9 protein-coding genes are annotated in these 9,899 nt (G+C 71.1%); 6 read left to right on the top strand and 3 right to left on the bottom strand.

The window, feature by feature from the left end; all coding sequences use genetic code 11:
- Window positions 1-81 precede the first annotated feature (81 nt).
- The 3 genes from ACFWW9_RS44255 to ACFWW9_RS44245 form a co-directional block, all read right to left on the bottom strand.
- Window positions 82-801, bottom strand: coding sequence for an SDR family NAD(P)-dependent oxidoreductase (locus ACFWW9_RS44255; RefSeq protein ID WP_390389333.1), 720 nt, complete (start codon window positions 799-801; stop codon window positions 82-84).
- 133 nt (window positions 802-934) lie between these two features.
- The gene (locus ACFWW9_RS44250; protein WP_390389332.1) at window positions 935-1,831 is read right to left on the bottom strand and encodes a LysR family transcriptional regulator; all 897 of its coding nucleotides are present in this window, start codon (window positions 1,829-1,831) and stop codon (window positions 935-937) included.
- A gap of 47 nt (window positions 1,832-1,878) precedes the next feature.
- A complete protein-coding gene (locus ACFWW9_RS44245; protein WP_390389330.1) occupies window positions 1,879-2,466 on the bottom strand; it encodes a TetR/AcrR family transcriptional regulator in 588 nt (195 codons plus the stop codon).
- Window positions 2,467-2,534: 68 nt separating this feature from the next.
- Here ACFWW9_RS44245 and ACFWW9_RS44240 point away from each other — a divergent pair, with 68 nt between their 5' ends.
- The 6 genes from ACFWW9_RS44240 to ACFWW9_RS44215 form a co-directional block, all read left to right on the top strand.
- Window positions 2,535-3,362, top strand: a complete 828-nt coding sequence (locus ACFWW9_RS44240; RefSeq protein ID WP_390389328.1) for an SDR family NAD(P)-dependent oxidoreductase — start codon at window positions 2,535-2,537, stop codon at window positions 3,360-3,362.
- Between the two features lie 377 nt (window positions 3,363-3,739).
- On the top strand, window positions 3,740-4,120 hold the full coding sequence (locus ACFWW9_RS44235) for a hypothetical protein (RefSeq protein WP_390389326.1): 381 nt from the start codon (window positions 3,740-3,742) through the stop codon (window positions 4,118-4,120).
- A 93-nt stretch (window positions 4,121-4,213) separates the two neighbouring features.
- Window positions 4,214-5,194: a phosphate ABC transporter permease subunit PstC gene (gene pstC, locus ACFWW9_RS44230; RefSeq protein WP_390389325.1), complete on the top strand. Its 981-nt coding sequence runs from the start codon at window positions 4,214-4,216 to the stop codon at window positions 5,192-5,194.
- A gap of 16 nt (window positions 5,195-5,210) precedes the next feature.
- Complete coding sequence (pstA, locus tag ACFWW9_RS44225) at window positions 5,211-6,317, top strand: phosphate ABC transporter permease PstA (protein ID WP_390389323.1); 1,107 nt, start codon at window positions 5,211-5,213, stop codon at window positions 6,315-6,317.
- Complete coding sequence (locus tag ACFWW9_RS44220; protein WP_390389320.1) at window positions 6,314-7,969, top strand: phosphate ABC transporter substrate-binding protein PstS; 1,656 nt, start codon at window positions 6,314-6,316, stop codon at window positions 7,967-7,969. Before pstA ends, ACFWW9_RS44220 begins: the two co-directional genes overlap by 4 nt.
- Window positions 7,966-9,899, top strand: a 1,934-nt coding sequence (locus ACFWW9_RS44215; RefSeq protein WP_390389319.1) for a hypothetical protein, incomplete at its 3' end; no start/stop codon positions are given. The genes ACFWW9_RS44220 and ACFWW9_RS44215, both read left to right, overlap by 4 nt.

Below are 9,899 nucleotides of genomic sequence, written 5' to 3'. Positions count from 1 at the left end.
CGTAGCGGCAGGCCGGTACCGGCATGCGGAAGGGGGCCCCCCCCCCCGGGGGGGGGGGGCGCACCTCGAGGGACCGGCGGCTCAGGAGATCGAGCCGCCCGCGTCCACCTTGAAGTCCGCGCCCGTCACGTAGCTCGCCCGCGACGAGGCGAGGAACAGGATCGCCTCCGCGATCTCGTGCGCCCTGGCCGTGCGCTTCAACGCCGTCGACCCGCCGATCGCCTCGACGCCCTCGCCCCACTCGGCGAGCACGCCGTCGGTGCGGGTCGGGCCGGGGGCGACGGAGTTCACCCGCACGTTCGGGCCGAACTCCGCGGCCCACGTCCTGGTCAGCGACGCGAGCGCGGACTTCGACGCGCTGTAGGCGGACGCGCCGGGCATCCCCTTGGCCGTGGCCAGGCTGGTCACGTTGACGATGCTCGCGCCGCCCTTCTCGAGCATGTGCGGCACCAGCTTCGCCACGAGGACGAACGCGCCGCGCACGTTCGTGGCGAAGATGTCGTCGAAGGTCGCGATGTCCTGGTCGACCGTGAGGCTGGTCGGGAACGCGCCCGCGTTGTTGACGATGACGTCCACGGGCCCGGTCTGCCGCACCAGCTCCTCGATCGAGTCCACATCGGACAGGTCGGCCTGGACGTAGCGCACGTCCCCGCCGATCTCGTCGACCGCGGCCTTGCCCCGCTCGGCGTCGCGGCCGGTGATGACGACCCGCGCGCCTTCGCGGACGAACAGGCGCGCGGTCTCCAGCCCGATCCCCGCCGTGCCTCCGGTGACCAGGGCGACCTTGTTCTCCAGTTCCATGCTGCTGAACCCTCCACAGTGGACTTCCACGGTCACCTTCGCGGTGACTCGCCCTGGTCAACTTCGTGGAGGGGTCGGGTATTGCCGTTCGGTTGCCGGTAAAGGCGATGGCGGCCATAAGCCACGCCTGGAGCTAGTGGGAGCGGTCCTCCAGCGAGGCCACGAGCGCGCCCAGGTCGCGCCGCCGGGAGTGCGCGGGCCACACGGCCCACGTCCGGCGCACGATCGGGTGGCCCACCAGCGCCAGCCACGAGATCCCGTCCGGCAGCGGGTGCGGCCAGTCCGGGGGAGCGAGGGTGAACGCGCCGCCCGTGCTGACGGCGGCGAGCTTCACCTCGGCGAGCATCGTGTACCCGTCGGGCACGGCAGGGCCGAGGTCCAGGCCGTGGCTGCGCAGCACGGCGGTCAGCTCGTCGTACCAGGCCGGACTGCCCGACCTCGGGAAACCCACCCACGTGAGGCCCGCGAGCGCGTCGAGGCGCACGCCGTCCGGCCCGGCGAGCGCGGCGATCCGCTCGGAGGTCAGCACCACGCCGAGCCGTTCCTCCAGCACCAGCGCCGCGTCGAGGTTCGAGCCCGCCGGCCGTTCTCGCAGCAGCCCGAGGTCGAGGTCGCCCGCGAGCAGCGCGGCGGTCTGCGCGGACGTGGACAGGTGCTGGAGCACGGGCCGGGTGCGGGGGTGGGTCGAGCCGAGCTCGGCGAGCGCGGTGGCCAGGAGGTCGCTCGGCAGCTCCAGCGGAACGCCCACGCGCAGCACGTCCCGATCGGGCCCGGTGTGCCCGGCCATCACCGCCACCGCGCGGTCGTGGCGGGCCAGCACGTCCCGTGCCTCGCCCAGCAGGACCGTTCCCGCCTCGGTGGCCGTCACGCCGGTGCTGCTGCGCACCAGCAGCCGCACCCCGAGCGACCGCTCCAGGTTGTTGACGGTCTGGGACAGCGCGGGCTGGCTCACGTGCAGCTTCCGCGCCGCCGCGGACAACCCGCCCTCCTCCACGACGGCCACGAACGCCCGCATCTCCCGCAGTTCCACCGCCCCATTCCAGCAGGCCGGGGAGGGGGCCGCCATCGGCGGTGCGGTCAGGCGCCGCGGACGGTGGCGATGATCGTGTCGAGGACCTCGCCGATGGTGGTCCCGTCGTCGTGCGCGGCCCACGTGGACACCGCGACGTCGAGGCACGTGAACGCGGCGGCGACCAGGGCGCGGGGGGACGGGTGGCCGTCCGGGACGCCCAGACGTGCGGCGATGAGGGGGACCAGGGGTTCCTGCCAGTGCAGTTGTTGTTCCAGGTGGCGGGCGTGCAGGAGAGGTGACTCCTGGACCATGGTGATGATCCGGCGCAGGTGGTCGGGGGACTCGGCGTAGTCGGTCAGCAGCACGTCGAAGGCCTGTCGGAGCGCGTCCCAGGCGGGTTCGGCGGGCGGGCGGAGGCGCAGGGCGTCGTGGAGCCGTTCGCCGGAGCGGTTCAGCTGCGCGAGGACGACGTCCTCCTTGGTCGTGAAGTACCGGAAGACGCTGCGCGCCGACAGCCCGACCCGTGCGGCGATCTGGTCGATGGTGGTCGCCTCGTAGCCGTTCTCGAGGAACAGGCGCAGGGCCGTGTCGCTGATGTCCTGGCGGGCGGCTTCGCGCTTGCGCTCGGCGAAACCGGATCGGGGCGAGGTCATGAGGCATCATAGCGTGTTAGTTTTGTCATGAACTGACACTTTTGGCTCTCAATGACAGGTGGACGACCGTGCCCAAGACCATCGTCATCACCGGATCGAGTGACGGCATCGGGGCCGCGGCGGCCCGACAACTCGCCGGGCGCGGCCACACCGTCGTGGTCGTGGGCCGGTCGCCGGACAAGACCGCCGCGGTCGCCCGCGAGATCGGCGGCGACCACTTCGTCGCCGACTTCGCGCGCTTCGCGGACGTGCGAGCCCTGGCGGCGGCGCTCGGGGCGAAGTACCCGCGGATCGACGTGCTGGCCAACAACGCGGGCGGCGTCTTCGGCGACCCCGGCAAGACGGTCGACGGCTTCGAGAAGACGGTGCAGGTCAACCACCTCTCCCCGTTCCTGCTCACCAACCTGCTGATGGACACCCTGCTCGCCGCGCGGGCGTCGGTGATCCAGACCTCCAGCGCGGGCGCGCGGATGGTGCGCTCCCTCGACGTCGACGACCTCGACAACGACCGGAACTTCTCCGCGGGAAAGGCCTACAGCGCCTCGAAACTCGAGAACATCCTGTTCACCAGGGAACTGCACACCCGCTACCACGACCGGGGCTTGTCGGCGGCGGCGTTCCACCCCGGCGGCGTCGCCACGAACTTCGCCGACGACAGCACCGCCTGGCTCCGCCCGCTCTACCGCAACCCCGTGATCAGCCGCCTGCTCACCAGCGCCGACAAGGCCGCGCGACAGCTGGTCTGGCTGGCGGAGGGACAGCCCGGCGTCGACTGGCAGTCCGGGCAGTACTACGAGAAGTACCGCCCCAGGAAGACCCGACCGCTGCCGGACCAGGACCACGTGACCCGCAGGCTGTGGGACCGCTCAGCCGAGGTGACCGGCCTCGGGGGGTGATGACGGCGGGCACGTGGTGGGTGTCGGTGAGGTGTTCCGCGATCCCGCGCCAGTCCTCCGCGCTGCCGCCCGGACCGTGCGGCAGGAGCAGGTGTGGTCCCGATCCGCCGAAAGGAACAGGAAACGCGCACGTGTCCCTGGGATCATCCCGCATTCGCGCGCGGCCGCGGGTATGGATCCATTGGAAATCCTGGTATGTCGCGAGTTAACCAACCCCACGTGTGGCGCTCACCTGTTGGACCTTCAGCCGTGCTGACTCGCGATCAAGGTCGCAGCGGTGAGGCTGCTCGACAGGTGACCCGCCGGGCTGTGCGGGGCGATGCGGGCAGCCCGACCGGAGGGTTCTGGGTGTGGCACGTTTTCAGTGCTATCGCATTGTGGAAAGCGGTATCAGGTGGCGTTTGCTGGGCGGCAACAACAGGGTTCTCGGCGTCGGCGTGCGCGACCACCCCGAGTACGCGGACGTGGTCGTGGAGATCGAGCTGGTGCGGGCGAGCCTGGTGGTCCCGTCGTTCGAGATCGAGCACAGCGGCAGCGGCCGGTGGTGGTGGCGGATCGCGGAGTTGGCGCGGTCCGCGCAGGGGTTCGCCCGTCGCGTGGACGCCGAACTGGCTGCCGGGAGGTTCCGCGCCCGCGTCTCGGAAGCCGACGTCGACCCGGCCATCGCGGTGTTCTACCCCGGCCAGCGCGGTCGGAGTTCGACCGGACGCCCTACCCCGCCGGGCAAGGACGTGTGGCCGCAGCGACCCGTTGGTTGACGGTTCACCTTCCGGGGGACGGGCGGTCACGTGGGCGGGTTTCGCTTGCGGGGCTTGGGAAATCGGGAACCGACGAAGGAGTGGCAACAGCGGATGCCCACCGACCGGCCACGCGCCATCGCGCCGACCGTCCCGTTCGCCGACCGGGTGTTCCGGGGCGCGGTGACGTCGAGCGGCGTGTTCGTCCTGCTGGTGATGGGCGGGATCGGGATCTTCCTGGCGTACCAGGCGGTTCCGACGCTGCGGGCGCTGGGCTGGAGCTTCTTCACCGAGAACCTGTGGCGGCCGGAGTCCAACCGGCTGGGAATCCTGTCCGTCGCGCTGGGGACGATCCAGGTCGCGCTCGTGGCGATCGTCGTGTCCTTCCCCCTCGCGCTGGGCACGGCGCTCTACATCTCCGAGTACGCGCCGCCGGGCCTGCGGCGGACGCTGATCGCGCTGCTGGACCTGATGGCCGCCGTGCCGAGCGTGATCTACGGGCTGTGGGGGTTCTTCTTCCTCCAGGGGGAGATCATCTACCTGGCGCGGTGGCTGTCGAAGTACCTGGGGTTCCTGCCCTTCTTCCACGTCGAGACGGACGTGGACGCCGCGGTGTGGGAGAAGTCCCAGTACACGTCGTCGGTGTTCATCTGCGGGGTCGTGGTGGCGATGATGGTCATCCCGATCACCGGGTCCGTCATGCGCGAGGTCTTCGCCCAAGCCCCCGTCGGGGAGCGGGAAGCCGCGCTGGCGCTGGGTTCCACGCGCTGGGGCGTCATCCGGTCGGTCGTGCTGCCCTTCGGTCGGGGCGGCGTGATCGGCGGCACGATGCTCGGCCTCGGCCGGGCGCTGGGCGAGACCATCGCCGTCGCGCTGATCATCTCGCCCGCCTTCGACGTGAAGTTCCGGCTGCTGGAGAAGGGCGGCAACACGATCTCCGAGCTGATCGCGCTGCGGTTCGGCGAGTCCAGCCCGTTCCAGCTCTCGGCGCTGCTGGCCGCGGGCATGGTGCTGTTCCTGTTCACCCTGCTGATCAACGTGATCGCGTCGATGGTCGTGGCCCGCAGCCGCAGCGGCGCCTCGACCGAGATCTGACCGGGGGCGACCGCTGATGACGATGACCGTCGAACCGGTGCGGGACACCGTGATCGAGGCCGAGCCGCCCGCCCCCGAGGTGCGCCGGGAGGTCGGCGGGCGGACGCTGGACGACGTCCTGGCCGCGCTGGGCTCGGCGCTCGGCGGCCTCTCCCTGGTGTGGGTGCTCTACGGGAACCTGCTGCCGACCTCGGGCGCGCTGGGGTTCGTCGTGTGCTGGTACCTGGCGTTCGTGCTGATGTACGCGGGGGTCACCGCGCTGCGCCACCCGCGGCCGGTGATCGCCGACCGGGTCGCCTCCGCCGTCGTGCACGCGGCGGCGTGCCTGGTCGGCCTCGGGTTGTTCCTGGTCATCGGCTTCACGTTCTGGCGTGGCGCGGAGGCGTTGGGGCACGTCAACTTCTTCGTCGACGACCTGCGCGCGGCCGGGCCGTTGGACCCGCTGGAGAAGGGCGGCGTGCTGCACGCGCTGGTCGGCACGCTGGTGCAGATGGTGATCGCGGTGTCGATCACCCTGCCGCTCGGGGTGGCGTGCGCGGTCTTCCTCAACGAGGTCAAGGGACCGCTGGCCAGGCCGGTCCGCACGGTCGTGGAGGCGATGACCGCGTTGCCGTCGATCGTGGCCGGCCTCTTCATCTACGTGACGGTGCTGGTGCTGGCGGGGTTCGACCGCAGCGGGCTGGCGGCGTCGTTGGCGATCAGCGTGATGATGCTGCCGATCATCGCTCGGGCCTCGGAGGTCGTGCTGCGGGTGGTGCCCGGCGGTCTGCGGGAGGCGAGCCTCGCGCTGGGCGCCTCGCAGTGGCAGACGGTGTGGCGGGTCGTGCTGCCCACGGCGCGGCCGTCGCTCGCGACCGCGTTGATCCTGGGCATCGCGCGCGGCATCGGCGAGACCTCGCCGGTCCTGCTCACCGCCGGGTACACCACGTACCTCAACCTCGACCCCACCTCGGGGCCGATGGTGTCGCTCCCGCTCGTGACCTACAGCCTCGCGCGGTCGTCGGAGAAGGTCGACCAGGCGCGCGCGTTCGGCGCGGCCTCGATCCTGCTCGCGCTGGTGCTGCTGCTGTTCGTGATCGCGCGCCTCGTCGCGCAGCGCTCGACCAAGGGAGGACGTCGATGAACCGGTTCACGCGGTTGGCCGCGGTGGTGGTGCTGCTCGGCGTCACGGCCGTGGTCTCGCCCGTGCCCGCCGGGGCGCAGAGCTACTACCCGATCCGCGGCTCCGGCTCGTCGTGGAGCGAGAACGCCATCAAGCAGTGGATCTCCGACGCCAGCACGTTCGGGCTGCCCGCCAGCTACTCGGGCACCGGGTCCAGCGCGGGCAGGCTCGACTTCGCGCAGAAGATGAACGACTTCGCGGTGTCGGAGATCCCGTTCCAGGGCACGGACCCGACGACCGGCAACGCCGACAACTCCAACGGCAGGCCGTTCGCCTACATGCCGATCGTGGCGGGCGGCACCGCGTTCATGTACAAGATCTCGATCAACGGCGCGCTGGTCCGCGACCTGCGGCTCAGCGGCGAGACGATCGCGAAGATCTTCACCGGCGCGATCACCGACTGGTCCGACGCGCAGATCACCTCGGACAACAACGGCCGCGCGCTGCCGAAGAAGCGGATCGTCCCGGTGGTGCGGTCCGACGGTTCCGGCACCACGGCCCAGTTCACGCTGTGGATGTCCAAGCAGCACTCGGCGCAGTACTGCCCGTTCTTCGCGCAGAACGTCGACGCGGGCAAGCCGTGCGGGCTCACCTCGTACTACCCGACGTTCGGCAACGCCGTGGCGCAGAGCGGGTCGTCGCAGATGGCGGGCTACATCACCGCCGAGTACGGCGAGGGCGCGATCGGGTACGTCGAGTACTCCTACGCCAGGGCGGCGAACTACCCGGTGGCGAAGGTGCGCAACGCCGCGGACTACTTCGTCGAGCCGACCGACTACAACGTCGCCGTCGCGCTCCAGTCCGCCCGGATCGAGCAGGACAAGACCAAGGACACGTACCTGACGCAGATCCTGGACGGCGTCTACAGCAGCTCCGACCAGCGCACGTACCCGCTGTCGTCGTACTCCTACATGATCCTGCCGACCTCGGAGGACGGGAAGACGACCCAGCAGTCCGGGCGCACGCTGGGCGCGTTCGCGCACTACTTCCTGTGCCAGGGCCAGCAGAAGATGGGGCCGCTGGGCTACTCGCCGCTGCCGTTGAACCTGGTGCAGGCCGGGTTCGACCAGGTGGCCAAGGTGCCGGGCGCCGAGCAGCAGGCGCTCAACCCGGTTGGCTGCCTCAACCCCACGTTCGACCCGGCCGATCCCGGCAGCAACCTGCTGGCCAAGACCGCGCCGATGCCGAAGGACTGCGACAAGGTCGGCGCGGGACCGTGCGGCGCCGAGACCGGTGGCGGCTCGGACCCGACCGGCGGCCAGAACCCCGACGGGCAGAACGGCCAGTCGGGCCAGAACGGGCAGCCGGGCCAGTCCGACCAGGGCGGCTCGAACCAGACCGGTGGTGACACGCCCGTCGACCAGCTCGGTCAGGACGGCGGCGTGGACCCGTTGACGGGCCTGCCGGTCACCAACAACCGCAACGGCACCGGGAACACCGGCACGGCCACGGGCCGGGTGACGGAGCTGGCCTCCGGGCGGTCGGAGGGCATGACCACCTCGCTCGGGGCGCTGGTGGCGCTGGAGGTCCTGCTGGTGCTCGTGGTGCCGGTGTTCGTGGCACGCGCGGTGCGACGACGACGTGACGACCAGGGAAGCGGTGTGCGAAGGTGATCCGCAAGAGCGTCCACTTCGGACTCGTGGTCGGCATCGCGCTGGTGGCGAGCGCGACCATGCTGCTGGCGGGACAGGCCGCGGTCGTGGTGCCCGGCACGGGGAGCACCCAGCCGGTGTCCGCGAGCCAGGACTTCGACCAGTTCTACGCCCCCGGCGTCGAGGGCGCGGCCCGCGGCACGGTGACCGTGTCGCAGACCTCGGACCTGGTGCGCCAGCGGGTGAAGGTGTCGTGGTCCGGCTTCCGGCCGACCCGCAACGAGGCGTACCCGGTCGCGATCATGCAGTGCTGGGGCGAGGCGTCGGCGGTGACCCCGCAGCGGTGCTGGTCCAGCGGTCGCGGCATGGAGCCCGCGACGTTCACCGACGTCAGGCCGTGGGACCCGGTGGTGTTCGGCGACTTCGGCGACCCCGGCGCGAACCTGTCCACGGTCATGTCGTTCACCGCCCGCGACGGCATCCGCTACTCGTGGGACCAGGTGTCGGCCAACCCGACGACCGGCGTGCCGGACGCGTGGCCGGACGGCAGCGTGAAGGCGGGGCCGCCGCCGGACCTGTCGCAGGACACCAACAACTTCGTCCAGCCGCCCACGCTGCGCGGCGAGACCCGCGCGGACGGCACCGGCGCGGTGGACATCGAGCTGCTGCCGTCCGAGCAGCTGCCGAGCCTCGGCTGCTCGGACGCGAACGCGTGCTCGTTGGTCGTGGTGCCGATCGGCGAGCCGCACTGCCTGCCCGCGGAGGAGCTGCCGCTTGAAGAGTGGGCGGCGGCGTGCGTGCCGAACGCGGACGCCTCGTCGTTCCGCGACGCGTCGACGTGGAAGACGCCGACCAACTGGGATCGCCGCTTCGCGTTCCCGCTGTCGTTCCGCAAGAGCGCCGCGGTGTGCTCGGTGGACAACCGGCCGGAGACCGGGCTGACCGGGTCGCCGTACCTCGGGCAGCTGATGGCGAGCTGGCGGCCCAAGTTCTGCCTGGACACCGGGTTGTTCAAGCTGGGCTACACGAACCTCGGCGAGGGTGACGCGCGCCGCCAGTTCGTCACCAACCTGACCGAGCGCCGCGCGGACGGCGTGAACGCCGTGCTCACCTCGCGGTCGCCGGACACCGTCGAGGGCAGCCCGGTCGTCTACGCGCCGATCGCCACGACCGGGTTCACCGTGGGCTTCGTCCTCGACGACGCCGACGCGGGCGAGGTGACCAAGCTCAACCTCACGCCCCGGCTGCTGCTCAAGATGCTCACCCAGTCCTACACGGCGATGGCGCCGGGCATCGAGACCCACCCGGCGATCTCCGGCAACCCGGTGTGGTGGGGCGACGACCCGGAGCTGGCCCAGGCCAACCCCGGTCTGCGGGTCGGCGGGTCCGACCGGCTCTCCTCGACGTACCCGCTGCTGGTGCAGGGCGACCTGGACCTGACCTACGCGTTGACGAACTACGTCGTCGCCGACCCGGCCGCGGTGGCCTGGCTGGGCGGCGCGCCCGACGAGTGGGGCATGAAGGTCAACCCGAAGTTCCTCGCCCAGCAGTTGCCGTACTCGCAGGTCGAGCTGCGCGACGACTGGCGGGTGCCGGACAACGCCACCAGCTACCGGGGGCAGATCTGGTTCAACCTCACCGCGAACCAGGTGTCGTCCGTCGTCGGGGCGGCGGTGGCGCTGGTGCAGGCCAGGCCGACCGCGACGACCAGCGAGAGCCTCGTCGGCGGCACGCTGGTCTACAAGCGGCCCGAGCGACAGCAGACCGGCAGGCGGTCGCTGATCGCGATCACCGACGCGGCCGACACCGCGGTCTTCGGACTGCGCACGGCCGCGCTGAAGACGCCGACCGGGGCGTTCGTCGCGCCGGACCGGGACGCGATGACCAACGGGCTCAAGGCGACCACGCTCGACGAGAAGACCGGGATGCTCGCGGTCGACCAGTCGAAGCT

It is taken from the genome of Umezawaea sp. NPDC059074 (assembly GCF_042738955.1).
Lineage (GTDB): Bacteria > Actinomycetota > Actinomycetes > Mycobacteriales > Pseudonocardiaceae > Umezawaea.
Note: the sequence above shows the minus strand (reverse complement) of the source record. Positions and strands in the feature narration are given on the sequence as shown.

What these genes read in the sequence shown, in the direction of transcription:
- ACFWW9_RS44255 (WP_390389333.1), bottom strand. Translation starts at nt 801, where the DNA reads ATGGAACTGGAGAACAAGGTCGCCCTGGTCACCGGAGGCACGGCGGGG.
- ACFWW9_RS44245 (WP_390389330.1), bottom strand. Translation starts at nt 2,466, where the DNA reads ATGACCTCGCCCCGATCCGGTTTCGCCGAGCGCAAGCGCGAAGCCGCC.
- pstC (WP_390389325.1), top strand. Translation starts at nt 4,214, where the DNA reads ATGCCCACCGACCGGCCACGCGCCATCGCGCCGACCGTCCCGTTCGCC.
- pstA (WP_390389323.1), top strand. Translation starts at nt 5,211, where the DNA reads ATGACGATGACCGTCGAACCGGTGCGGGACACCGTGATCGAGGCCGAG.
- ACFWW9_RS44220 (WP_390389320.1), top strand. Translation starts at nt 6,314, where the DNA reads ATGAACCGGTTCACGCGGTTGGCCGCGGTGGTGGTGCTGCTCGGCGTC.